The sequence below is a fragment of the Lysinibacillus piscis genome (genome assembly GCF_026012395.1).
Taxonomy (GTDB): domain Bacteria; phylum Bacillota; class Bacilli; order Bacillales_A; family Planococcaceae; genus Lysinibacillus; species Lysinibacillus piscis.
The window spans coordinates 1,165,061-1,191,171 of sequence record NZ_BRZA01000002.1; the positions used below are offsets into that span (position 1 = coordinate 1,165,061).

The following is a 26,111-nucleotide window of genomic DNA, read 5'->3' on the forward strand; positions in this document are numbered from 1 at the left end:
ACATCAACAAAAGGCTACTCAGAAAACTGAATAGCCTCATCATCTATTCTTGTGCCCTTAATCTTTTCGCAAAATCAATCATCGAACGACTAGACATCGGACCTTTGACAAGCACGATACTTCCTTTATCGAGCTTTGGCTTCAAAAATTCAAGCACATCCTTTGCGTCTTTAAAGCAATGTACCTCCGCCATTGTGCCGTCTTGCTGTGCTTGTTTGGCGATAAACTCTGCCTTTTTGCCAATTGTCACTAAGGTATGAACCGTTTGTTTAGCAAGTAATGTTCCAATTTCACGATGATACTTCTCTTCAAATTGCCCTAAGCGTTTAATATCACCTAAAATCACGATTACTTTTTTCCCTTTGCCCATCGTACCTAGTACCTTTAAAGCTGCCTCAATCGAAGTTGGGTTATTTGTCCATGTATCATCAATAATCATGCTACCATTAACACCTGTGACCACTTCTAAATGCCTTGCCATTGGTTGGAATGTGCGTAAATGTGCTAAGATTGTCGGAAGTGACAGTCCCATTCGATGGCAGCCTGCAATCGCTGCAAGTGCATTGTATACTTGATGTTCGCCAAAGCCTGCCACAAATGCTTTGTACGTATCATCACCGAAATGCAGCATAAAGGTCATACCTTTTTTGCTATATTGAATTTGAGTAGCTCGATAATCGGCTGCCACTTGCAAGCCAAATGTGAACACTTTTCCACGAAAGCTACTAATCGGTAGCTGCTGAATATTCCGGTCATCTGCATTAATAATCAATGTCCCTCCTTGCCGAATACCCTCTAGTAGCTCTCCCTTTGCTTTAATATAACCCGCTAAATTTTTACAGCCATCTAAATGATGGACACCAATATTGGTCATAATGCCAATGGTCGGCTGATAAATCATACATTGATGCTTAATATTGCCTGTATTGCCTAGCCCTAGCTCAAATATCGCTGCCTCTGTTTGCTTATCAATCCCTGTTAAATAAGGTAGTGACTGACGTGGCTCGTTTTTACTACTAATTGATGCCTGCACAGCCCACTCCTGACTTGCAATATGTTTCATCATCTCTTTCACCGTTGTTTTACCACATGTACCCGTTAACGCTACTACAGGGATTTGAAAGAGCTTGCGATAATAATCTAAAAAAAGCCAATAAGCCTGCACAAGACTTCTCACATACAAAATCGTTGCATTGGTGTGGACGTCCTGCAATTCTGTCAGTGGCTTATCCGTTACAATTAGCACAGGCTCATATTGCTGAAATGTTTGCCAATGGATGGGCTCATGTTTACTTACAAACAGCATTGTATGGCTATGAGTTAAGTCATGACGTTGATAATAAATCGCATGTTTGATGGACCACTGTTCAGAGCCCTTCACTAATTCTCCCTTGACGACCTGTTGAATTTTCCTCACACTAATCGGTTGCAAAAATGTCCTCCTTCCTTACTTGTGCTTTTTTTGCGCTAATTCCTTCGCTAAATTGGCTACTTGCTTGCTATACATATCACCTTTAATTAACACAACACTTTTCTCATCCATCATATCCTGCAATAATGGATAAACCAGTATACTATTTTTAAAGGAATAGGTACGTCCTTTAAACCCTAGCTTTACGGCATGGTCCGCCATAATGCGTGCATGCTCCCCTATGGTAATAAGCACATCTACACCAATCCGCTGAATTAATTCACCTGCTTGCTCATGCACAATATATCCCCATGAGCCTAAATCGGTAATCGTGCCAATCACTGCTATTTTCTGCTTGCCTTGCCCTAATACTTGTAGCACCTTCAATGCCGCTTCTAAAGAGGTTGTGGTAATGCTCCACGTATCGTCAATCAGCACAGAGCCATTTAGTCCTTCGACTACTTGCAATTGCTTATTTAATCGACGGAAGGATGCAAGCTGTTTAATCGCAACTAAAATTGGGACATCCATCGCATCGACTGCGGCAATCGTGGCAAGTGCGTTATACACTTGATGTTCACCATAGCCTGGCACAAATACTTTATAAACACTTTGCTGACAATGTAAGTAAAACTGCATACCGTGCTGACTATATCGGATATGGCTTGCTCGAAAATCACAGGATGGATGTCTACCTATTTTGATAATACGTCCTTGAAAAGTCGTCAAATCAATTTTCTGTGTATGCTGGTCTTCTGCATTAATGATGAGTACACCATCTGGCTCCAAAATCTCTAACATTTCTGCCTTCGCCTGTATATAGCCATCCAATGTTTTACAATAGTTCAGATGGTGTGCACCAATATTCGTAATAATGCCAATGGTTGGTTTGAAGTATTTCCCTGCATTACGCACATCCCCTGGCGAGCCAACTGCCGTTTCAAATACTGCCGCTTCCGTCTGCTCATCAATCCCTAGCAAATATTGGAGTGAAGCGGTGCGAGAATTACTACTAAGCGTTGTAGCAGTCACATTTTTTTCTACGGATAGCACATGTTTAATCATTTCCTTTGTCGTTGTTTTCCCAGATGTGCCTGTAATTGCAACAATAGGGATTGTAAATTGACTGCGATAAAATGATACAAATTGCCAGTAGGCTTCCTCCGTATTCACTACTTGAATTAATACAAGTTGCTCTGGAAGTTCCTGCCGATTATAATGCCAATCCGTAATTAAAATAAATGGAAAAAACGGCTCTAATTTTTTCCAATTCACAATACGTTTATTCGTAAATAATGCTGTATAGGGCCTTTTCACTTGCTTTAAACGATAAGCCCCATGCTGAATCAGTAGTTCTTCCTCTCCTTGTATAAGCTGACCTGCTATCCTACTTGTCAAATGCTTCACTGAAAGAGGCTTCATAACGTTTCACGCTCCCTTCTTTTCTACTATATGACCGATTTATGCAAGTTGCTTGGATTTAGGCAAGATACATAACTAGAAAAAGGCTAGTTATGTACATATACATAGAATACGTAGCTCAGTACTAGTTAAAGGAGTGTTCTATCTGAAAACGATTATTTTTATTGGAACCAATAAATCAGGTTCCAGTCGGGAAGCAACAAAAGCAGCCGAAAAATTAGGTTTTTTTACTGTTCTTTTCACCAATAATGCCAAACAGCTAGAGCAACGGCGAACCTACCCCGATATTCATAAAATGGTGTTGATTGACACATCGAATATAGATGCAATGAAAGACGAAATTGATCATCTCCAACGTATTGGTTTATCGATTCAATCCATTGTCAGCTTTGTAGACCCTTTTGTGCATATCGCCTCCATGCTTTGTGATGAATTTTGCCATAATGTCACATCTTCTACAGCCATTGAAATCATGGAAGACAAGGAACAAACAAGAAGGTTATTGCAAAATCAGTCCTATTCACCGAAATTTGTCCTATTGAAGCCCTATGAAAAATATGTAGCTAATATGACTTTCCCTATTATTGTGAAATCACCCAAATCCACAGGCTCCAAAGATGTGCTGCTAGCGAAAGATCCTCAGCAACTTCAGCAACATATCGCCTTTTTACAAAGCAAGCACCCACAGGAGAACGTGATGTTAGAAGAATATATGGATGGCCCACAATATTTAGTAGAGGCACTTGTTTATCAAAGGCAACCCCATCTGATTGGTGTCATGGAGCAGGAAATTACACAAGGGCAACGCTTTATCATTACAGGCTATGGTGTCCTCTCCCACCTATCACAAGAAATGAAAACAAGTCTTGAAGAAGTGCTACAATCTATCGTGACTGCGCTACATATTGAAAATGGAGCACTGCATTTAGAATTGCGCTTAACGACGCAAGGTTGGAAACTCATTGAAATCAATCCTCGTATTTCAGGAGGAGCGATGAACCGTATGCTCGCCGCTGCATTTGGCTTTAATTTAGTAGAGGAAACATTGAAGCTACATGTTGGGCAAGTACCGATGATTCAACCAAAATATCGCAAATTTATTTATACAAAATATGTAATTGTGGAACGAAGAGGCATTTTAGAAAAGGTGATTGGCAAGAATAGAGCAATGAAGACAAAGGGTGTTGTAGGCGTTTATGTGAAGCCGAAAAAAGGTACATTATTGACACCGCCATTGTCGATGGGTCATCGCTATGCCTATGTTATAGCGGAGGGTGACACATTAGCAGAGGCAAAAAACAATGCTGTGACTGCTGCAAAGGAGATTAAATTTATTTTGAAGGTGTGAGAGAAAGAGTGGCTATTTGATTGCCACTCTTTTCTTATGAATGTCTCAATTTAAACATAGACCAAACTACATATAAAAGAGATAATGTTAGCAATATTAAAAATAACCAAGAGATTAATACATAAGGAATACCTGAGAAGCCCTTACTTAAAACATATATTTGTAAAACACAAAATACGAAGCCATATAAAGAGAGTATTACAGGGATATATATCTTCAGTTTTGTATTTTTCAACCATATATATAATATAAACGCCAAAAATACGAATGAAATGATCAGTAAAGGTAGTGAAACTGCAAGGTCGAATATTCTCAAAGCAATCCCCCCTATAAATCAACTGGGCTTTTTAATTGCCAACCATCTATATAAAAATCACCCATCTGATGCAATACATAGTTGACTAGTTCTTCATATATTTTCACCATTTTTTGTCCATCCTCTTCTTGTAATGCTTGGAGAAAAAGATGTTTAAATGTTGTATCTGGAAAAACCTTTTTCAAATATTTTTTACCATATGTTGCATCAGTAAGGTAGGAATACATTTGATAAGCAGGAATGGTTTCTAAACGTAAAAAACGACAATAATCCGAAAATAAATCAGCCAACGAATTGAAATAAACAAAATGAAAATCTACTCTTTTTTGTTCAAAACAATCCTTTAAATTATCCAAGGCATCCCAAATTGAATATTTTTTCATTTCTAACATCGTTTCATTTAGCGGACTATATTCTTTTTTTAGCCATTCAGAGGCTGCTACTTTCAATTCAGTTATGACACCTATTTTATCGAATAAAGGCATGCCTGTCATAAATTGCACCATTGCCATTGTGCGATGGCTCTGAAAATCCTCTTGAAAATATCGCTGAATTTGTTGTGGTGGATTCACAAAATATTCTATAAGAAAACCATTCACCACACGATTTCCTCTTTCTCTCCAATTGGCATCATCAGCTAAAATAATATGTACGTCTATATCGGAACGCTTCGAAGGATTTCCTGTTACATAGCTTCCACATACAAGTGCCGCCACTACATCATCTCTAGTCTGCCAATCTTTCAAAAACGCTTCGAGTGCTATTTTCCAATCTTCCATAAAAGTATCCTCACCATTTTCTATATCAAATTAAGCTACCTACTATCACAATTCAAGATAAACTTAGAAAATCCCTGCTTTTCTACTGAAAAAGGGCAAAAAAGCTGCCTGAAAAGTCAATATACCTCTACACTTCAGGCAGCTTTCCTTTATTCATTCACCCCATGTTTGATCCAAAAATTGCACCGTCTCAAACATATTCGTTTTACTTGCACCCTTCACTAAAATCGTGTCATGTGGCTGTACAAGTGTTTGTAGTAATGCATGCAGGGCATCTTTTTGTATGAAATGATAGACATTTGTGGCATCCATCCCCATTGCTTTCGCTGCCTCGCCCATTTCCTCTGTACGGAAGCCATATGTGATGAAAATATCAATATCGTTTTCCACCACATATTCGCCAACTTTACGATATTCAGCCTCCCGTAAATCGCCCAATTCGCGCATTTGTCCAATGATGGCTACCTTTCTACCCTTTGCTATATGTGTCAACACATCAATTGCCGCCCGTACTCCTTGTGGATGAGAGTGGACAGTATCATCAATCACTGTAATCTCCTCACGACAATGGTATAATGTCAGCCTTCTTGGCGGCTTTTTAAAATGGAGCCCTGCTTGAATTTGTGCGGCACTAAAGCCTAAATCATCTGCTAGCGCAATCGCATTCAACGCATTATAGACATGATGTTCCCCTAAAATGGGAATAAACATAGCAACCTCTTGCCCTCGTAGTTTCACCTTAAAGGTCATACCATCCTCTTTATACTGAATATCATAGGCCTGATAATCGGCTGCCTGATGAATACCCACCGTTAACAGCTTGCCTTTAAAATGTTCTGTCTCTAAGTAACGTGAATTTTCATCATCTTGATTCACTACTAGTACACCTTGTTGATCCATCCCATGAATCAATTCCGATTTTGCCTTTGCTACCCCTCGAATATCACCATCAAAATTGCCAACATGTGCTAAGCCAATATTCGTGATAATCGCCATATTTGGCTGGATAATCCGACAATGCTCCGTAATAACCTCTGGATAAGCCATTCCATATTCCAGCACAACCGCTTGATGGGTGTCATTGATTTCTTCCTTATGCTTTTTCGTATGCTCTGTTGTGTTCCAATAATCCTTTGAAGCAAAAATGCGCCATTTCTCTGCTAAAATGGAGGCAAGAAAAGCTTTTGTCGTCGTTTTCCCTGCACTACCTGTAATCGCTACAATGGGCACTTGTGATACTTTCGGCTGTTTAGCAAGGTACATCGCATAATGAATCATATGCTTTACTACATCCAACTCTAAATAAAAAGCTGGTGGACAGCCTGGTCGCCAATTGACCTCATACATCCAAATTTTTTGCTTATCATCTAAGCCAATATCGATGCCAATTTCATCAATCACTTCACCAAATTGTGCTTTTTGAATGCCATCTAGATGTTGGGCTAATGACAGCGAAAAATGCTCCAGCATGCGCCGAATATTAAAGGCTTCCTCCTGAAATTCCTGTGCTAAAAACGGCTCTAAATAATTGGTAAAACCGCCATTATTAATATTTGGCACAATAGAGCCCTGTGGTGCAATGCGTGGATAAATCGTCGTAATGACCCACTGACCTTCCCCGTTCTTTTGTACATGTAAACGAAAATCATACACTTGCCCTGTTTTCGTCACCGATTGAATATACGGTTGCATAATAAAAGTACCTGTCGCCAATTGAGCATTTAATAACGTATCAAGCTGCGCCTTCGTATACAGCGTCTTCTCACTATCCTTACGCACTTCAAAATTACTATGTCCGACCTTCGTAATAAAATAAATGCCTTTCCCTTTTCGTCCATCAATTGGCTTAAAGACTGTTTTTTTGTGATAGGCAATAAATTTATGAAACAGCTCCACATTTTTCACGATTTCAGTTGGAATTAAATATTGAGCAAACGTTTGAGCTTCTTGCAACCGTTTCATCACATTCCATTTATTACCTATAGAATGGGTTGTAAAAGGAATTTCCTTTTTTAACTGCTCAATAATTTCTTTGGATACCGCCAATTTTTCGGGACTTCCTGCGTTATAAACGACATCAGGAAATGGCATCATACGCTCATGCCAGTCACCCCGCTCATACACTTGCCCTCGAATGATTCGCTTTGTAAAATCAACACTTTTCGGGGTAAAATAAAAAAACTGTGCCCCTTCTGCCTGTGCAACAATAGCATAAGCATAAGACTTAATCACTGTTCGAGGATCTAAACGATGATGCAACATACCAATTACTGTCATCTATCAAACTCCTTTTCATTGCACTCTCACCATTTGGGCTCAATAATAAAATGCCCCTTTAACATATCTGGTTTTAATAGTTGAATCGCCGAAATAGCTTGTAAATCAATGGCTTTTTCAGTGGTCGTTCTTTCCAAGCGTACAACATCTGCTAACGTGTTCGTCGCATATCCTTCGTAGTCAAAAGCACGTAGCAGTGACACGATACCACGATCATATTCTTTCTCAATCGCCTCAATACGAAAGAATTCCGTCTCAAATTGTCTTACCGTATCCGCCAACCTCAAGTTCGTACCGTTATGCAGCGTCAATAAAAACGGAATGGTATCACTACCGACCATTTTCACAAAAAGCTGACCAAAATAGCGAGATTGAAAACGGACCATCGTATCTTGTAATACCTGAATATCTGCTAATGCTTCACCTAAAAAATGAGGTTGCTTTCCATTCTCCCCCAAATCTTCATTCATCACATTCTCCTGAGCCTCCTCCTTTTACATGTCCTCTTGCTATCATATGTAAGAAACCGAACTATGACGACAAAACCCTAGAATTCCTTGTATATCAAGGGTTTCTAGGGTTTTTGCTTAATGATCATCAAATGTCAATTCATGTTGTTCGTAATAGCTAGCAGGCTGTGGTCTTCCTAATAAATAACCTTGGAAACTATCACAACCTTGTTCGATTAAATGCTGTAATTGCTCTTTCGTTTCAATACCTTCTGCAATGGTTGTACAGCCTAACTCATGTGCAACATGGATCATGCTATCAACAATTGCTTTATTTTTAACAGAAGTTAGGTACTTCTCAATAAAGCTTTGGTCAATTTTGATACAATTAATAGGGAAATCCGTTAAATATCGAAGACCAGAAAACCCTGTGCCATAGTCATCTAGCTCTACATCCATACCAATATCACGTAGCTTTTGAATAATGAGTATGACATGCTCAATATTGGAGGTCGCTACTCTTTCTGTAATCTCGATTTTAATGATATGTGGTGGAATATGGTACAAAGCACATAAATCAAGCAAACGTGTAATTAACTGTGCATCAAAAAATTGACGCAACGACAAATTGAATGAAATGGTAATATGTGTACCTACTGCTTTTTGTAACGTCTCTATATCCTTTAGCATCTGTTCAAACAATACATAACCTAGTGGCGTGATTAAACCTGTGCGTTCTGCTAATGGAATAAATTCAGCAGGAGAAATAAATCCCCACTCCTCATCATGCCAGCGAACGAGTGCTTCAAATCCTGTCAGATTGCCCTGTGCCATCCATTGTGGCTGATAATACATCATAAATGATTTCGCTTGAATCGCCTTATATAATTTGTTTTTGAGTTGCAAATTTTTCTTTGTATTGGATAGCATTTCATTTTGAAAAATTGTATACGTATTTTTCCCATTCCTCTTTGCTTCTTCAATCGCTACATTGACATGATAGATAAGGTTATTAAAAGTAGTCGCATTATCTGGATAATATACCGCACCTACACAAAAAGTAACATAATAGTCACTATCTACATGAAAAATAGGCGTTTCAAATAGTTGAAAAAGAGATTGAATGTACGTATCAATATGATTCGGATGAATTTTGCATAATAACACAAATTCATCACCATATGTCCTAGTTAATAAAAATGACGGCTCTTTTAGAAAAGTGGTTAATCGCTCGCCTATTCGTTTCAAGATTTGATCGGCATGCTCGGCTCCTAAGCTCTCATTATAGCTTTTAAAATCATCTATATTGATTTTGATTAAATAAAACGGCTCCTGCTGCTGAATTTTTCCTTCCACTGCCCGCTGTAGAAATACATTATTAGGCAAGCCTGTAACGGCATCATAAATCAGTCGATGCTCTAATTCAAATGCCAGTCTCTTTTTTTCTGTAATATCATGTCGGATAGAGATATATTGATATGGCTTACCATGTTCATTACAAGAAGGCACAATCGTGGTATCCACCCAATAAATAGAGCCATCCTTGGCACGATTACAAATTTCTTCTCGCCACGTTTTCCCTTGGGAGATGGTGTTCCACATATTTTTGAAAAAAGAAGAAGGATGATAGCCAGAATTAATGACACGATGTGTTTTGCCAACAAGTTCATCTTCTGTATATTGGGATATATCGCAAAACTTTTGATTTGCATAGGTGATCCGTCCCGCTGCATCAGTAATCGCTAGTATCGTTGTTGCATTTAATGCTAGTTGAATATCGTATAATTCCTTTATTTTCTTTTCCATAGGTCACACCCCCAATATATTTCTACTGATAATGACTAAACTATCTTAAGTTTATTACAAGATGATCATTTCGACAAACTTCGTCAATCAGTATTCACTCTCAATATGTCTATTTACTATCATTATGTAATATAAAGTATTAGTATCACAATCATTAATATGCAAGTAATCCTCTTTTACAGTATACTAGAGAAAAACCATTATTATAGAAAGGAGCGTTATGTGGTAATTTACTACCATTAGTACAACTATGACTTATGTATTCAAATTGCTTAAAGGTTTCCTACTCGTTGCTGTGATTATTGGCATTGCCTTTTTTATGATAACTCGAATTTTCCAATCTCCACCCCCGCCGACACCTACTGTCATACAGGATGATCGTCCAAGTGTAGAGGAATTCATCGGCTTAATCGCCGAAACAGCCCGCCAGCTCGCTGCTGAAAATGATTTATATGCCTCGGTTATGATTGCACAAGCCATTTTAGAAAGCAATAGTGGGCAAAGTGGCTTGAGCACCGCACCCAATCATAATTTATTTGGCATGAAAGGTCGCTACCAAAATAATGCGGTGTCACTTGAAACATCTGAGGATGATGGGACAGGCAAGTTAACGACCATTATAGCCGAATTTCGCAAATATCCATCCTACGAAGCGTCAATGAAAGACTACGCTAACTTGCTACGTAATGGAGTTTCTTGGGATAAGAATTTTTATGCAGGTGCATGGAAAAGCAATACGACTGCTTATTTAGAAGCAACGAAATTTTTAACGGGCTCCTATGCAACTGATTCAAGCTATCAAGAAAAACTCAATGCGTTGATTGCCAAATATGATTTACAACAATATGACACGCCTATCAAACAAAAACAAACGATTACAGTAGCAGATGGTGACTCGCTGACACATATCGCAGAAACATATAATGTGAAGATTACCTCTCTTAAACAATGGAATCAACTTCGCTCTGACCGAATTGAAGCCGGCCAACAATTAAATATTTACCATTATTAAAAAATGCCTCCATACCACAAAAGTGATATGGGGGCATTTCCATTTAATATTTAAATTGATTGACTAATTGTTTCAGTTCATCTGCCATATGTGCGAGTGCATGGGCAGAAGCATTGATTTCTTCCATTGAAGCCAATTGTTCCTCTGTCGAAGCAGCCACTTCCTCTGACGCATTAGCATTGTTACTAGCGGATGTTGCTAGGTTTTCCGTCACCATTGCTACTTCCTCTACACTCGCTGACATTTGCTCAGCGGCAGAAGATACTTCCTCCATTTTTGGTGTAATCTCATTCATGCTATCCATAATCACATAGAATTTCGTAATCGCTTCTTCGGATACATGTAAACCATGCTGTACATCCTCAGCCACCTTCGACATGATGCCGACAGACTGCTCTGTTTCTTCCTGAATACTATGAATTAAATCAAAAATTTGGCGAGCTGATGCCTGCGATTGCTCAGCTAGCTTTCGTACCTCATCTGCTACTACTGCAAAGCCTTTACCTTGCTCTCCTGCTCTTGCTGCTTCAATCGCCGCATTCAATGCGAGCAAGTTCGTTTGGTCGGCAATGCCTGTAATGACATCTAAAATAGATGTAATTTGCTGTGAGCGCTCATACAATGATTGAATTTTCGCATTAGAATCTGTTACAGATACATGAATCGACTGCATTTGGTTTTTTGTATTCTGAATCGCTTGTCCACCTTCATTCGCTTGTATCGTTGCATGCTGCGATAAATCAGTTACCGTTCCTGCAATTTCGGCAATATGATGAATGGCTGTTGATAGCTCATGTAAAGATTCAGCATTTTTCGTTGCATTAATAGTTTGTGTTTCTGCGCTTGTCGCTACATCCTGAATCGAGATGGCTACACGCTCTGTTGCTGTCGTTGTTTGTGTGGCATTCGCTGTTAACTGTTCAGCAGATGATGCCACTTCCTCTGCGTTGAACTCGATTTTTTGAATAATATCACGTAAATTCCCCTGCATATCATTAAAGGCTTGACCTAATTGACCAATTTCATCATTAGACTGAATAGCTACCGTTTCTGTTAAATCACCATTACTAATCGTTACAGCACTATCTTTCAAACGATTAATCGGTCTAATAATTGCCTTCATCACAAAGTAAATAATGATGATACTTAGTACAATCGCAATCACCAGAACAATGATTGTTGTCCATAATATTGGAGAAGCTGCATCATCTAGTTCCTGTGAGAATAATGTACCTGTCACTTTCCAGCCCGTCGTTTCATTTGTTACAAATGTTAATATTTTTTGCTCATTTTTAAAGACATAATCAAATGTTCCACTATCACTCGCATAGATTTTGTCCATAAATGCTTCTTCTACTGGTTTGCCTGGCTCAAGAGTTGGGTGTGTAATAATCAGGTTCTCTTGACCAAAAACAGCTGGATAGCCTTTTTTCCCAATTGAAATGGAGCCTGTGATTTTTTTCAAATCTGTTAATTGAATATCAATACCAATAACACCTGATTGATCGGCTATTTGTCGAGCAATTGTTACTACCATATTTCCTGTACCTGTATCTAAATAAGGCTGTGTAATGAGAATATCTCCTTTTTTAGCCACTGCCTCTTTATACCAGTCTCTTTCTGTGGGATTAAAACCTGGTGGTACATTAACATTTGGCTCCACAAAAAAATCACCCGTTGCTGTTGCTACGTAAATATTTGAAATATCTGGGCTCAGCTTCATCGCTTGTGTAAATGAATCTCGTAATCGGTCTTCATAACCATAGCTGATCACATTTAATTCTTTCCCGTAAGCATCAACAATAACCTTTTTTGCATTTATCGTTTGATCGATTAATTCATTAACGGTCTCTACGCTTCCTTTAGCACTAAATAAAATTTGATTTTCTAATGATTGTTTTGCTGAATTATAAGATAACGCGCCAACTGAAAGAATGGGAATCAGTAGTATAATAGCAAATAATCCATACAGCCTGTTTTTAAAATTTCCAAATATATTTTTCATCGTTCCATCCCCCTTATAACACTGCCTATTTCACTGTTTCTCCGTCTTTGTGCCTTTTATTCTCTCATTTCAATTATGGTATTTTAAAACATAAAATTACATTTAATGGTTTATTAAAAATTGAGATATCGCATAACTTTTTACCCTTCTACCAAAATATAATCTTTTGATTAGTATACTAGGCTTTTTTTTAAAGTGAAAGAGGGAATTCATATGTTGTTAGGTTTTCTTATCTATATTGCGTGTGCGTAATCATAATTGAATTTTTCGTGTAATGATTTTCTAAAATCCTCCTATCCAATCTCTTTTCCATTTACTAAATTTCAGAGACAACATGCTATCTCCTCATTTCAGGGATAGCATGAGTCTATTAATATTTGAATTGATGGACTAATTGTTTAAGCTCATCTGCCATATGGGTAAGTGCATGTGCAGATGCATTAATCTCTTCCATTGAGGCAAGCTGTTCTTCTGTCGAAGCTGCTACTTCTTCAGAGGCAGTGGCATTTCCTCTTGCCGATGTCGCTAAACCTTCTGTTACCATTGCCACTTCCTCTACACTTGCTGACATTTGCTCAGAGGCAGAAGATACCTCCTCCATCTTCGGTGCAATATCATGCATACTTGCCATAATCACTTGGAATTTTTCAATCGCTTCATCCGATACACGTAGGCCATGCTGCACATCTGTCGATACTTTCGACATAATCGTGACGGATTGCTCAGTTTCCTCTTGAATTCCATGAATTAGCTCAAAGATTTGCTGTGCGGATGCCTGCGATTGCTCGGCTAATTTTCGTACCTCGTCTGCTACTACGGCAAAGCCTTTACCTTGTTCTCCTGCTCTTGCCGCTTCAATCGCCGCATTTAATGCTAGTAAGTTCGTTTGATTAGCAATATTTGTAATAACATCTAAAATAGACGTAATTTGCTGTGAACGTTCATACAATGATTGAATTTTCGCATTGGAGTCGGACACAGATCGATAAATCGATTGCATTTGATCTTTCGTATTTTGAATAACTTGTCCACCTGCATTGGCTTGCTCTGTTGCTCCCTGTGACAAGTCCGTGACAACAGAGGCTATTTCAGCAATATGGCGAATAGCCGTTGACAGCTCATGTAAAGCTTCTGCATTTCTTGTGGCATTTGTCGTTTGCGATTCTGCACTCATCGCTACATCTTGAATTGAAGTGGCTACTCGCTCTGTTGCTGTTGTCGTTTGTGTCGCATTTGCTGTTAGCTCCTCTGCCGATGAAGCTACTTCCTCTGCATTAAATTCAATCTGTTGAATAATCGTACGCAAACTATCCTGCATATCATTAAAGGCTTGGCTAAGCTGACCGATTTCATCATTGGACGTTACCTGTACAGATTCTGTCAAATCTCCCTGACTAATCGTTAGAGCGCTATTTTTTAAACGATTAATCGGTTTAAAGAGTGCCTTCATGACGAAATAAACAATCATCGCACTCAGCACAATGGCGCTAATTAATACAATAGCTGTCTGTTGCAAAATCGGCCATGTCGCTTGGTCAATTTCATCCACAAAAATAGTGCCTGTAATTTTCCAATTTGTTTGTTCATTGGTTGTGAAAAATATATAATATTTTTTATTGTTTTGGGTATAGTTGTATGTACCAGCATCTTGTGTGTACACTTTTTCTAAAAATGACTCACTTACCTCCTTCCCCGCTTCAAATGTAGGATGTGAAATAGCTACTTTACTATCGTCATAAATGGAGGAATACCCATCCTCACCAATTTTAATTGTTGCGGCTGTTTGTTGAAGATTATTTAACTTAATATCTAGCCCAATAACGCCTGAGCCATCCTTCACCTGCTGTGCCATTGTAATGACCATTTCACCAGTCGCTTCATCTAAATATGGCTTGGAGATAAATGGCTTGCCTTTTAATGCTACAGCCCCTTTATACCAATCTCGTTCTAACGGATTATAGCTCGCATCACTTAATATAGGAAATTGTAAAAATTGACCCTCTGTTGTGCCAAAATACGCACCAATCACATCAGGGTGCATATGAAGATACTGCTCAAAGTTGGCTGTGATGGCCTCCGCATTTTCTTGATAAGCCTCTTTTTTCAAAGTCTCACTATACACCATCAAATCAACTAATTTATCACCAATTGTTTTATCAATAAGCTTATTTAATAAACTAATGCTTTCGTTTGCACTAAATAAGATTTTATTTTGTACGGCCTCTTTTGCAGAAAGATAGGATAAACTGCCCACTGAAATAACTGGTACAAGTAAGATAAGTGCAAATAATATAAATAACCTCCCTTGAAAGCTATTTATTATTTTTTTCATATGATTAATCTCCTTTCATTCTGTTCATCAAAACTAGCTCCATCTATATGTTTTATCGGTTGAAATATTATTTTTCAAACCGTTGTCACATAGCCTTTACGAATTCCATTGAATCTCTTTGTGATATTACGATAGGGGCTCCTTGCAATTACTTTTTTATGTACACGATTTGCTTGATGTGTCTTGTCTATCAAGCTTCTCTCTTTCTCATAAATGACTGTAAATCATTATTGGTTACAACAAATAATCCTTCACACTTAAAAATTGCCTATCTCTATTGCTGATATAATTATACTACAATAGAAAATACGTTCAAATGACCTTACATCATTTTCTTGGCTCTAAATATAATAAAAAACCGCCTCAATCAGGAGACGGTTTTCTTGCGTAGCCTATAAATTTTCATCAATGTATGATTCGATATCTGACACAACCATGTCAATCGGTACATCTTCTGCATTGTCCGCATAGCCATTATACATTTTGACCATTTTACCATCCTTGTCCACTAGGAAAAATTGATTGCCATGTATTACTTGGTCATCATTCGGATCAGGATTTTTTCTTACTAATATTTTCGTCGACTTTTCAGCAAACTGTTCAATATATGTTTGTGAATATCCCGTTAGTAGATTCCATTTTGACGCATCTGGTACATTGTATTTTGCTAAATAGTTGGCTAATACATCAGGTGTATCTGTTTCAGGATCGACTGAAAATGCCACAATATTGTAGTCTTCTATCCCTCTTTTTTGTAATTTCTCTTGCACCTGTGTCATATTAAAAGTCATTGGTGGACAAACAGAGACACATTTTGTGAAAATATACATACCAATCCAAGGCTTCCCTTTTAAGCTATCTAATGACACTTGCTCACCACGTTGATTTTCATGTTCAAAGGTTTGGATTTCAACATTGTAATCTGCTTTGAATTTTACATTTCCACATGCACTTAGCACTGCTGCACTAACTAAACATAGGAAAAAAATCAGTGCTTTTGACTTCATTTCAACACACTCCCACTTAACATTACCCCTATCCTATCGTACAGTACTCTAAATAACAAGGGCTACTCCGTGACAGCTTTGTGAAATTGATTTCACTTTTGAGACACAAGTGCTTCATGAATCGCATCAAGTTTGACCTCTACTCTGTGTAATAAATAAAATGACACAACCATCGGAAACCCAATGTCTGATACCATATTAAGCCATTGTTCCATCCACATGCTCCCTTCTTTTTGAAAAGAGCCTTTGCAGTATTTGACCGCAAAGACTCCACTATCATTATGGTGTTACTAATGTAAAAGTAGACACTTGACGATCAATGATGCGAGCACCTTTCACTGCAGTAAATGTACCAGATGGACTATCAAATACATTTTGTTCAACAATCGTCTGCATCACTTGCTGAATATCGGCTGGTGTTAAATGTGCTTTCGGATGATCTACCGTAATGGTTGCCGTTTTTCCACCCTCTGTTTGAAATTGTAACTCTAATACTTGACTCATCCCATTTCCTCCCCTGTTAAGATAATACGGTTGTTTGTTGCTTTACGACTTGCGTAAGTGGATACATGGATAATGTAGCAAGGGCATTGCCAACAGTGACTAACGCTTCATTACGATGTGTAGCATTGATTTGACGATATGCCTTTGTCTCATACTTCGGTTCATTTTTTTCATCATAACCAACTGTATACTGTAAACGAAGTGTTGTATTTAATACCGTGCTGTTTGTCATGTGCTTCACCTCCCTTCACATACTATATACATATATTTATAGGTATAAAACCATGATGGAATCATCAATAAATCATAAAAAGACCGCCCAGTTGTTGGACAGTCTTTTGGTGTATTAATCTCATTATTGTATTAAACCCATTTCACAAACATTCCTGAGCCTTGATAGCCGTTACGAATTTTTGAAGCTTTGCCTTTAGGATAGTAGAATTTTTCCCCAGTCTTCAGACTTCTTCTAATCCAACCAGCATTACAAATTTTGTTATCTACACAATGTTTCATTGCTTCTACTTGATTAATAAATGACTTTACTTCTGCACCCGTCTGGTCAAACAATACTATTTTCTTTCCATTCATACTACTTCTCCCTTTCTGACCTGCGTTTAATTATCTTTCACAAGCCCAACCATCTTTGTCTCGGTCATGTTTTGAAGCATAAGCAGGATGATTAGCAGCCACTCCTTGTGGATAAACCTTACGCAATTCTGTGCAATTCTTGTAGTACTCATTTTTTGGGGGACTTTGTTGTTGAGATGTATATGATTGTGCCACATTGGCTACTTCACGTTCTGCTTCTGCCTGCTCCTTTTTCAGCATATCTTGTTTTAAGCGTTCTATCTCTGCCTGACTTTCTGCTTTCTGCTGTTCCCCTATTGCTGCCAATTCTTGAACTTCCTTTTCTTTTTCACTTAGTAGTTTGGTCAACTTTCCTATTTCTTTGTCTTTATCCGCTATTTGCTTCTTCAACGTATCAGCTTCTTTTTCAGTTATAGCTAATAATTGTTCGCTTTTTTGTAATTCCTCTTTTGATGCGAACGTTATGTCTCCGATTCCACTTACTATACCGCCTAAGAGGCCGATTATGAAAGGAATGATAAAAAGTAAATAAATAAACGATGCTACAACCATTTTTCCAATCTTTTTAGACCTAAAACCTATAATTTTTCTGTAAAAAGGTCTTGTTATTTTGGTGAAGGTATCTTTCTTTTGTTCTTCTAAAAATAACTGCAAGTCTTTACCGTGATTCGCAATAGTGAGATTGATTCCGTCAATTGAAAAGTATGATTTAATTGCAAAATGGTCCACCTGACCACTTTTTCCTTCAGGCCAATTCATTGTATTGATAAGCATTAACTTCTTTTCCGGCGATAGTTTATAAATGAAAAGTTTATCCTGGGTGAAAGCACCATACCCGTCAGCTTTTGATTCACTCTCTAGACTTACACTTTCAATGAGCCAAGCATCTGGATGCTTTTCGCGTATTAATTCTTTCATCTCTGTTGTACTTGATTTCTTTTTTTGATTTCCACTCATTTAATTACCCACTTTTTTATAAATTCGGTACTTTAATTTCTATATTTCTTAGGTGTGAATTCATTTTGTAATTTACTTATTATCAAATCACAGAACTAATTTTTTTAATGCAAAGTGCGGTTTAAATATGACTTCAATACTCTTTTCACTGTTATGTCTCAAAATTTTTAATTTTTGGTCCTCACCAATTATTCTATCAATATTCTTTAATTCAAACTCAAATATTGAAGTTTCAAAATTTGGGTATACTAAGCTCAGATTACATTGTTTCTCGTAAATAGAGACAGTCAATACTAAAGTAAATCCTAAGTCATCCTTTTTACTATAAATAAACATACCAGCAGCTGCGTCTCCAATGACCATAGGCTCTTTCTCAAATAACTCTAGTAATTCAAACTCATCAAATTTAATAAACATCTATAGTCTCCTATCTAGGTATAACTGTAATAACATCACCATTATTATTTATGATTACGGTGACTTTCTCATTTTGATGCATAAAAGTACCTTCATATCTACCTGGTTGTGAAGGTGTATTTTTTATCACATCTTCCACAACAACTGGTGTGATTCCACGTGGATCAACATATTTTTTAACAAATTCATAATGCTCTTTGGTGCCTGGCTCTAACCCCTGCTCTTTAGCTTTTTCATTTGCTCTTGTAGTCAATTCAGCTCGCACTGCAGGTGTATCAGGTGCCATTCTTTCTAAAGCATGTTCAGAGTATTTTCTACCGTCTATTATAGCTCCACCCTTTGGCATACTCCAACCTGTTTCTTCCTTATCTTCATCAGTATTCTCTTCTGACTCCTCTTCAACATCTTCATCAAACTCAACTGTTATTAATTTTTCCTTATCCCATATAGATTCAATTTTTAATGTACCATTTGGACCTGTAAGTATGGACTCTCGGACTATTCGACCATTATTTTGTGTCTTTTTAATACTTGAAGGATTATCAAAAGCACCCGTTAAGTTATCGAGCACCAATTTCTTACCTTTTGCATCATCAAAAATTCCGATGTTATTTAACTGCAATTCCATAGCTAGAGATCGTTCTATATGCTTTTTATTCCCTGTTGCATTCCCAAAAATGAACTCCAATTTTGAACCTAGATAAGGCACACCTTCACATTGGCCCGAATCCACTTCCATTTCTTCATCAGGCTTTATGCAGGTATCCTCTGAATCATCTGGATTAGGATTTATTTCAGGTTCTTTATTGTCATCTGATTCGTTTTCTTCAACAGATATATCATCATCGTTAATTTGTACATCTTGACCAGTTTTTTTATCCTTCCATCCAGTAGAAGAATCATCAGATGGATAGATATGTGTATCACCATAAGTAAAATTAAAACTATTAATACCCTTCAATGGCACTTTACCATTAGAATCTTTAATTTTATCTGTAGCAGTTTGTTTACCATAATCAGTTAAAATTGGAGTTGGCACAAGTTTCGTCACATTGAATTTCAAATTGCCACCAAACGCATTAATTATAGCAACAACTGCATTGAGCCTGTCATTTAATGTTTTACCATTATGAACAAGTGACCAAAGATTAGCATTAGCATAATTACTAGCTTCATTGCTCGCACTAACAAACTCACCCCATCTATAAATATTAGTACCTCTCCAAACGTCATAAACTGGCATAGTAACAGATATGGATTTAGAAGTAATATTAGCAGAATAAAGAATTGCATATATCTCACTACTACTCACTGGACGATAAGTAGAAAATGTATAAAAAGTATAAGAATTACCATAAATAATGTTTTCAGTTTTACCATCGTAAGTAGTAAAACTTATCTTTTGATTATCTTTATTAAAAAACTTAACAGTTACACCATCGTGTACATATAAATCACTAGATGAACGATATACAGAAATATCTGCTGTAGTAAGTACACTTTCAAAATCGTACAAATCTTCTATAACAACATCTACAGAAAGTGGCTTAAGAAAACCCGAATCTAAAAGCGACTCTTGAGCAATCTCATCAAAAAAGGAAAGAATATCACCATCAACAGCAGCACTAATTAAACTAATAGCACCCGAAGCTAAAAAAAGTGGAATGAAAAAATCTAAAAACTTTGTCCACTTTGACGATGTATTAGTCTTGCGCTCCAGTACAGATTCAACAGTTTTTTCTAACTTACTTTTATCCGCAGCAGACATATTCGTTTTAACCTGCGCTCGCTTATCAGGTGCACAATCTTTTATATTATCCTTCTTTCCATCCATACAGACGGCTGAATAACCATCGTCAGTTTTTACACCATCAATTAATTCCTTAACCAAATACTCACTCACAATTTTATTAGCCATCTCGACAGCCGTATCTTGCACAATTTCTTTAGCAGCCTTCTTTGTCGCAATCGTGAGTGGCTTAGAAGCTAAATTTGCATGTGCGGTATCTGTAAAAATGAGATTGAATGATACTACCATTGATATAATAATAAGTGCGATTTTCTTCATAATTCCCTCCTAATATCTTAGTCTATTAGAATTATGCTAGGAAATTCGACACACTTCTACTTTATTTGTTCAACAAATTAATATGAAATTCGACATTATCCGATTTATAAATCGGTAGGGTTATTCGCATTAATAGTGGTGGTTCAACGTAATCATTTAAGAATTGTGAACAAATAAGCGATTCATTATTTATCCATAACAAGTCGATTATTGTCGAAATGTAAAACTTTTAATTCTGTGATTGGGTAGTATAATTTAGCCATACTTACAATGGAGGAAGTTAAATTCCTCTACACTAGATTCAAAAGGAGATGTTACATAATGAAAAAGTTTTTTAAAATCGGCTGTTTTGGATTTATTGCTTTAATCATCCTAGGCGCTATTATTGGCGCACTTGGAGGCGGGGATGACGCAATAAAAGAAAGTGACAGCATTGATAAAAAGGTTGAAACATCAGTTAAACCTCAAACAAAGTCAGAAGAAACTGAGGAAGAAAAAGCTGCACGCGAAGCTAAGTTAGCAGAAGAAAAAGCTAAAGCTGATGAAGAAGCAGAGGCTAAAGCAAAAGAAGAAAGTATCCCTAGAGAATATAAATCGGCTCTAAAAAAAGCAGAGACATATGCAAAAACTATGCAAATGTCGAAGGCAGGAATTTATGAACAATTAACATCAGAATATGGGGAAGGTTTCCCTGCGGAAGCTGCTCAATATGCAATTGATAATATTGTATTTGATTGGAAAGAAAATGCATTGAAAAAAGCAGAAACATATGCAGAGATGATGCAAATGTCAGATTCAGCTATTTATGAGCAATTGATTTCTGAACATGGCGAAAAATTCACTCCTGAAGAAGCCCAATACGCTATAGATAATTTAAAATAAAAAATAGCTCACTTTCCACAGTTATACACAAAAAGTATAGTCACTCAACTTAGTCGCTTTTTTATTAAAATTAGACGATTTTTATTGCGATAAATACGCACCCAAATAGTGAAAGTTGTTTTTAGAAGATTTTCAAAGTATTAGGAGGAGAAATCATGAAGAAATATTTTTTAATTTTTATTTTAGTTATTTCTATGTTTAGTTTGTCTTTATTTACAAATAATTCTATTGAGGTTAAAGCAGCTTCTATTGGATACCAGCTTTTACAACCAGAAAAAGGATGGAAGAGATACGAAAATACAGATCCTCATTTTAAATATATTGGAAATTGGGAATTATGGTTCCAACCAAACGGATATAGACTAAGTGGTGAAAATGGACATCTGAGTTCAAAGGTTGCTAAAGATAAAATAGTTTTTAAAGCTAAAACAACTAAGATTAGGTTCATTGGTTGGGGAAGTATGACAGATTCAGCTATTTCCGAAAAAACAAAAATAACTATAGATGGTATTCCTTATTATTTTTCTAATAAAGTAGGATCTCCGACTGGTGCTAAGTTACTTTTTGAAAAGATAGGTTTAGAAAATATTGAACATACTATCGAAATAGAGAATGATGATTTGGGTAAATTTTTTATTTTAGATGCGATTGATATTGATTCTGATGGTAGTCTTGTAGATGAAGTATTTATTGAAAAATCAATTACATTAGACAAAAATTCTTTAGAGCTATTAGAAGGCAGCCAAGATACATTAACTGCTATAGTTACTCCAGATACAGCTAAAGTAATTTGGACAAGTAGCGACGAATCGATTGCTACCGTAGATCAGAATGGTAATGTAACTGCTATTCGCGAAGGCACTGCAATCATTACAGCAACAATTGAAAATACAGATATTTCGGCAATAGGTACAGTTATTGTTAAGAAACCAAACAATGACTTCTCAAGTGCGATTCTAAGTATCACTTTGGTGAATGGTATAACTAAAGAATATGATGTAACGAATACCGTATTAAACAATTACTTAAATTGGTTTGATAATGCTCAAGGTACTTCAACATTCAAATTTTCAAAATCCATTTCACCTTATAAAAAGGTAACTGAATATATCGTACACGATAAAATTGCTTCATTTGAAGTAAGAGAATACTAGATGAAAAAAAGCCTAGGCTCAAACTTGAGTTCCTAGGCTTTACTCATTGAATTATTCAGAAGTACTTTAACTTGATTACTTTATCTATAAATAAAAATTTATTTGGTCTTCTTTTTAATTTTCAATGGCTTCTTAGTCTGTTTATTTTCGGTAGTTTCTCCAAGAATATCTTTCATATTTTTTATGTTCATATTCACATATTCTTGGTCAATTGTTACAGTGCCTTTAGGTAACATGAACGCATCCACAACTTCCCACTTGTATTTTGTATATGTCGTGACTACTACAAATTCATCACCATCTTTTAATGTTTTTGAATCAATTCCCAATTTTTTTAATTTTGTTAAATGTTCAGGTAAATAAAAAGATTCCATCCTGCCATATATTTTTCCCTTTTCATCTACGAAACCACTATATCCGAACAATTCTTCTTTTGGTTTTATTCTATTTTGTAATGTTGTTACTGTATCTTGAAAGTCTCTACTGAAATATAAAGCATCAAAACGGTAGTCGTTATTTAATACATCACCATATCTTTCAGACAAAATAGGCAAAAACTTTTTGAAATAATTTTGATTTAGTTGAGGTGCATTGAATGATTCCGCATGAGCTGCTGTGTTCGTGTATAAAAACCCAGTAGCAGTTACTCCGATTGCTAATACACTTGATAAAACTGTTCTTTTGATATTCATGTTATATCTACCCCTTTTGAATTTAATACTTTCAGAAATTAATTTCATTATACCAATAAGATATGTATTCTTATAATCCTTTTTATCACAACATATAAAAAAAGCCATCACTTCCACTTTTTTAAGGAAGTAATGGCTTTGATATTACTTAACTGTCCGATTAACATATGCAATGCTGTAACCGATTAAATCAGCATCGCTATAGTTATTAACCTTTTCATCTGTATGATATTTTGCGTCAAATACACCTTCCTTACAGGCACGTTTGATTAATTCACGTGCCTCTTTACGTCCTGTTTCATTTAATAATTCCATTGTCTTTTCCTCCTTTTTTTCTAGTTCTTTTTTTGAAATTTTATATCCAATATGCTCCGCTAATACCACCGCTATAGACTGGCAAATAGCTTCAAAATTTTTGTCTAACAATTTTACATCTTCTTTGCTATTAACAAAGCCAAACTCGATTAAAATTGCTGGTTCGTATGTGGAAACTAATACACCTAAATTCGTGCGCTTTTTAGCACCCCTATTTTTTAATCCCCCAGCACTACAAATAGCATCTACTACCTGTTTTGCAACCGTAGCTTGGTCGTAATATAGCACCTCTGCACCGATACTCTGTTCTGTCATAAATACGCTTGCATTGAGATGACCAGATACAATAAATCCATTGCGATCTTGATTATGGTGATTAATAAAATTGTTAATATTTTGATTTTGATTTTTAGAAGTTTTATCCTCGTAAAATGTTGCTGGTACTCTATTAGCTATCAAGATGTCATAAATACGCTTGATAAACTTACGTGCATATTGCACTTCATCCACAATCCCATGCGCTCCTGTTCGGTCTCCATAATGACCTACATGTAACTCAATTTTTGTCGGTTTCATTTTTATTTACCTCCTTTGTCTAATGCTGTACTGCGTCCGAAATAATAGCCAATCACCATCGTGATAATACTCTCAATATAATCAGCACTTACCATCGCTCGAACAGCTAAATAAATAAAAAGAAGTGCAAAAGCTAATGTTACTAGCTTCCGCACCTCTATAAGAGCTACTAATTTATTTTTCAAAATGGTTCCTCCTAACTTACCTTAATAATTAATGCCATAAGCGCCACTATAACCACACCAATAATCGAGGTTCCCGCCCAAAAAACGATTCTGTCCAATTTATCAATCCGTAAATGAGCTGACTTTGTGCTTGCTAACGCTTCATTTGCTGTGTTTTCAGCTTTATCGGCTGTATCACGAGTTTGAGCAAACCCATCTAACTTACCATTGATTTCTCCAAGCTTTTCATACACATCTCTTACTAACTCTTCTCCCATAAGACACCCTCCTTTTCACATGATAAAAACCCTCCACAGTAAAGATGTGGAAGGCTATACTTTTAAACTTTATCTTTAACTCTTGTATGAATTTGAAATCGCTTGATTACTGCTGTACGTGTAAGTCCATCTGGGTATGCAGCTATCAGAGCCTCACTTAAATTGTGAGGGAAAATAGTTTGAAACATACCACTTAAACCATATTTCTCAAACGTGTCAACTCTCAATTGGTCATTATCATTTAATTTTTCTTCCAGTAACCAATGGATTGCTTCAATTGCCTTATCCTCTGTCCAAAAATTCTTTGGTGTACTTTTTAATTCCCACTCTTTTAAACGACCAGGAAAGGCTGCATCAAAAGCTCGATAAGGGCTATCATCATAAACAGTGGTTAGCATTCCCTTTAACTTGTATTGAACAAATACTGTCTTATTTAACTTTAGCTTTATATCATCATCTGTCCATTTAAGCACATTGTCAATTAGATATCTAGTACAAAATACAGCATTTGAAATATCTGACCACGTGTTGGAGGGAAAACGAGATTTTTGACCACTTAAAATTTGTTGATATATCTGTGTGATTTTATTTTCCATAATTCGTTATAACCTCTTATTACTTTTTAAGTAACAATTATAACTAATATTTTGAAATATAAAAAGCACCCCCTACTGAGAGTGCTCTGACTACTTAATTTTTAACTGGCTCTTTCCCTACATATAAAAATGAAGTAACCATTCTTCCTGTTTCATTCAAAATTTCATTCGCTAGCTTTTGAGCAATAACAGAAGGATCCACAAAATTTGGACTTTCTTTTGTAGAAATATATTCATCCGATTTCTCTTTACCATCTTGTCTATACAAGTATCCACACTTCAAATGAACCTTCCCCATAAACATACCTCCCTTTTAATTACCAATATTCGATACAAAAGAGGTATATCCTTCTAATTTTTACAATAAAAATAACGTTAAGCATTTGCTTGCGTTTCTTCAGCATATTGATAGGCGTTACGGTTAATTAATGTACCATTAAAAGCGAAGTAATTATTTTTATTTACTTCATTCGTTATAAAATCTAGTGCTACATTAACATCAGCTACTTGTAAATAAATCAACACACTATTGATGTTTACAACCAAATTAGCATTCTCTTTTTTTGTAAGTGATTCTTTTGGAATCACGGCTGCAATCAAATGTTTGGATAAACTTTTCTGTCCTACTCTTACTGCTAATGTTGTATTTTTATTTGCAAGTGCAGCAACAAGACTAGTGTCTACAGATGATGTGGAAACATAGTTTCCATCCATCATGATAATAAAGTATTCATTCATTTTAAATATCTCCTTTGT

The 26,111-nt window shown here is 36.4% G+C and carries 27 protein-coding genes; 4 read left to right on the forward strand and 23 right to left on the reverse strand.

What is annotated here, in order from left to right; genetic code table 11:
* Positions 1-43: 43 nt before the first annotated feature.
* Both OPF91_RS12230 and OPF91_RS12235 read right to left on the reverse strand, forming a co-directional pair.
* Positions 44-1,432 carry a UDP-N-acetylmuramoyl-tripeptide--D-alanyl-D-alanine ligase gene (locus OPF91_RS12230; protein ID WP_264989031.1) on the reverse strand — a complete coding sequence of 463 codons (1,389 nt, stop codon included), beginning with the start codon at positions 1,430-1,432 and terminating at the stop codon, positions 44-46.
* A 15-nt stretch (positions 1,433-1,447) separates the two neighbouring features.
* The gene (locus tag OPF91_RS12235) at positions 1,448-2,833 is read right to left on the reverse strand and encodes a Mur ligase family protein (protein WP_264989032.1); all 1,386 of its coding nucleotides are present in this window, start codon (positions 2,831-2,833) and stop codon (positions 1,448-1,450) included.
* Between the two features lie 136 nt (positions 2,834-2,969).
* On the opposite strand from OPF91_RS12235, the gene OPF91_RS12240 reads away from it, so the two are divergent.
* A complete protein-coding gene (locus OPF91_RS12240; RefSeq protein WP_264989033.1) occupies positions 2,970-4,181 on the forward strand; it encodes an ATP-grasp domain-containing protein in 1,212 nt (403 codons plus the stop codon).
* A gap of 327 nt (positions 4,182-4,508) precedes the next feature.
* Here the strand turns inward: OPF91_RS12240 and OPF91_RS12245 are convergent, their stop codons facing one another.
* The 4 genes from OPF91_RS12245 to OPF91_RS12260 form a co-directional block, all read right to left on the reverse strand.
* Positions 4,509-5,276, reverse strand: a complete 768-nt coding sequence (locus OPF91_RS12245; RefSeq protein WP_264989034.1) for a nucleotidyltransferase domain-containing protein — start codon at positions 5,274-5,276, stop codon at positions 4,509-4,511.
* 153 nt (positions 5,277-5,429) lie between these two features.
* Positions 5,430-7,553, reverse strand: a complete 2,124-nt coding sequence (locus OPF91_RS12250) for a YheC/YheD family protein (RefSeq protein ID WP_264989035.1) — start codon at positions 7,551-7,553, stop codon at positions 5,430-5,432.
* A 26-nt stretch (positions 7,554-7,579) separates the two neighbouring features.
* Positions 7,580-8,023, reverse strand: a complete 444-nt coding sequence (locus OPF91_RS12255) for a hypothetical protein (protein WP_264989154.1) — start codon at positions 8,021-8,023, stop codon at positions 7,580-7,582.
* A 117-nt stretch (positions 8,024-8,140) separates the two neighbouring features.
* Positions 8,141-9,808: a sensor domain-containing protein gene (locus tag OPF91_RS12260; RefSeq protein WP_264989036.1), complete on the reverse strand. Its 1,668-nt coding sequence runs from the start codon at positions 9,806-9,808 to the stop codon at positions 8,141-8,143.
* A gap of 250 nt (positions 9,809-10,058) precedes the next feature.
* Between OPF91_RS12260 and OPF91_RS12265 the strand changes: the two genes are divergently transcribed.
* On the forward strand, positions 10,059-10,820 hold the full coding sequence (locus OPF91_RS12265; protein ID WP_264989037.1) for a glucosaminidase domain-containing protein: 762 nt from the start codon (positions 10,059-10,061) through the stop codon (positions 10,818-10,820).
* A 43-nt stretch (positions 10,821-10,863) separates the two neighbouring features.
* Here the strand turns inward: OPF91_RS12265 and OPF91_RS12270 are convergent, their stop codons facing one another.
* The 10 genes from OPF91_RS12270 to OPF91_RS12315 all read right to left on the reverse strand — a co-directional run bounded on the left by OPF91_RS12270 (position 10,864) and on the right by OPF91_RS12315 (position 20,698).
* The gene (locus OPF91_RS12270) at positions 10,864-12,825 is read right to left on the reverse strand and encodes a methyl-accepting chemotaxis protein (RefSeq protein WP_264989038.1); all 1,962 of its coding nucleotides are present in this window, start codon (positions 12,823-12,825) and stop codon (positions 10,864-10,866) included.
* A gap of 370 nt (positions 12,826-13,195) precedes the next feature.
* Positions 13,196-15,157 carry a methyl-accepting chemotaxis protein gene (locus OPF91_RS12275; protein ID WP_264989039.1) on the reverse strand — a complete coding sequence of 654 codons (1,962 nt, stop codon included), beginning with the start codon at positions 15,155-15,157 and terminating at the stop codon, positions 13,196-13,198.
* Positions 15,158-15,549: 392 nt separating this feature from the next.
* Positions 15,550-16,164 carry an SCO family protein gene (locus OPF91_RS12280; RefSeq protein WP_264989040.1) on the reverse strand — a complete coding sequence of 205 codons (615 nt, stop codon included), beginning with the start codon at positions 16,162-16,164 and terminating at the stop codon, positions 15,550-15,552.
* A 92-nt stretch (positions 16,165-16,256) separates the two neighbouring features.
* Positions 16,257-16,379 carry a YvrJ family protein gene (locus OPF91_RS12285; RefSeq protein ID WP_264989041.1) on the reverse strand — a complete coding sequence of 41 codons (123 nt, stop codon included), beginning with the start codon at positions 16,377-16,379 and terminating at the stop codon, positions 16,257-16,259.
* A 64-nt stretch (positions 16,380-16,443) separates the two neighbouring features.
* Positions 16,444-16,668: a DUF2922 domain-containing protein gene (locus tag OPF91_RS12290; RefSeq protein ID WP_264989042.1), complete on the reverse strand. Its 225-nt coding sequence runs from the start codon at positions 16,666-16,668 to the stop codon at positions 16,444-16,446.
* 16 nt (positions 16,669-16,684) lie between these two features.
* Positions 16,685-16,900: a DUF1659 domain-containing protein gene (locus tag OPF91_RS12295; RefSeq protein ID WP_264989043.1), complete on the reverse strand. Its 216-nt coding sequence runs from the start codon at positions 16,898-16,900 to the stop codon at positions 16,685-16,687.
* 131 nt (positions 16,901-17,031) lie between these two features.
* Positions 17,032-17,256, reverse strand: coding sequence for a hypothetical protein (locus OPF91_RS12300; protein WP_264989044.1), 225 nt, complete (start codon positions 17,254-17,256; stop codon positions 17,032-17,034).
* Positions 17,257-17,286: 30 nt separating this feature from the next.
* The gene (locus OPF91_RS19105) at positions 17,287-18,213 is read right to left on the reverse strand and encodes an excalibur calcium-binding domain-containing protein (protein ID WP_309297430.1); all 927 of its coding nucleotides are present in this window, start codon (positions 18,211-18,213) and stop codon (positions 17,287-17,289) included.
* Between the two features lie 87 nt (positions 18,214-18,300).
* A complete protein-coding gene (locus OPF91_RS12310) occupies positions 18,301-18,630 on the reverse strand; it encodes a hypothetical protein (protein WP_264989045.1) in 330 nt (109 codons plus the stop codon).
* Between the two features lie 10 nt (positions 18,631-18,640).
* A complete protein-coding gene (locus OPF91_RS12315; protein ID WP_264989046.1) occupies positions 18,641-20,698 on the reverse strand; it encodes a hypothetical protein in 2,058 nt (685 codons plus the stop codon).
* A gap of 321 nt (positions 20,699-21,019) precedes the next feature.
* On the opposite strand from OPF91_RS12315, the gene OPF91_RS12320 reads away from it, so the two are divergent.
* Positions 21,020-21,580 carry an Ltp family lipoprotein gene (locus OPF91_RS12320; RefSeq protein WP_264989047.1) on the forward strand — a complete coding sequence of 187 codons (561 nt, stop codon included), beginning with the start codon at positions 21,020-21,022 and terminating at the stop codon, positions 21,578-21,580.
* 155 nt (positions 21,581-21,735) lie between these two features.
* Positions 21,736-22,734 carry an Ig-like domain-containing protein gene (locus tag OPF91_RS12325; RefSeq protein ID WP_264989048.1) on the forward strand — a complete coding sequence of 333 codons (999 nt, stop codon included), beginning with the start codon at positions 21,736-21,738 and terminating at the stop codon, positions 22,732-22,734.
* 98 nt (positions 22,735-22,832) lie between these two features.
* Here OPF91_RS12325 and OPF91_RS12330 read toward each other — a convergent pair whose 3' ends face one another.
* The 7 genes from OPF91_RS12330 to OPF91_RS12360 form a co-directional block, all read right to left on the reverse strand.
* On the reverse strand, positions 22,833-23,426 hold the full coding sequence (locus OPF91_RS12330; RefSeq protein ID WP_264989049.1) for a hypothetical protein: 594 nt from the start codon (positions 23,424-23,426) through the stop codon (positions 22,833-22,835).
* Between the two features lie 144 nt (positions 23,427-23,570).
* Complete coding sequence (locus OPF91_RS12335; protein WP_264989050.1) at positions 23,571-24,317, reverse strand: N-acetylmuramoyl-L-alanine amidase; 747 nt, start codon at positions 24,315-24,317, stop codon at positions 23,571-23,573.
* Positions 24,318-24,319: 2 nt separating this feature from the next.
* Complete coding sequence (locus tag OPF91_RS12340; RefSeq protein ID WP_264989051.1) at positions 24,320-24,502, reverse strand: hypothetical protein; 183 nt, start codon at positions 24,500-24,502, stop codon at positions 24,320-24,322.
* Positions 24,503-24,513: 11 nt separating this feature from the next.
* Positions 24,514-24,759, reverse strand: coding sequence for a hemolysin XhlA family protein (locus OPF91_RS12345; RefSeq protein ID WP_264989052.1), 246 nt, complete (start codon positions 24,757-24,759; stop codon positions 24,514-24,516).
* Between the two features lie 62 nt (positions 24,760-24,821).
* The gene (locus OPF91_RS12350; protein WP_264989053.1) at positions 24,822-25,355 is read right to left on the reverse strand and encodes a DUF4046 domain-containing protein; all 534 of its coding nucleotides are present in this window, start codon (positions 25,353-25,355) and stop codon (positions 24,822-24,824) included.
* Between the two features lie 94 nt (positions 25,356-25,449).
* On the reverse strand, positions 25,450-25,653 hold the full coding sequence (locus OPF91_RS12355) for a hypothetical protein (protein ID WP_264989054.1): 204 nt from the start codon (positions 25,651-25,653) through the stop codon (positions 25,450-25,452).
* A 77-nt stretch (positions 25,654-25,730) separates the two neighbouring features.
* Positions 25,731-26,093, reverse strand: coding sequence for a hypothetical protein (locus OPF91_RS12360; protein ID WP_264989055.1), 363 nt, complete (start codon positions 26,091-26,093; stop codon positions 25,731-25,733).
* Positions 26,094-26,111 lie beyond the last annotated feature (18 nt).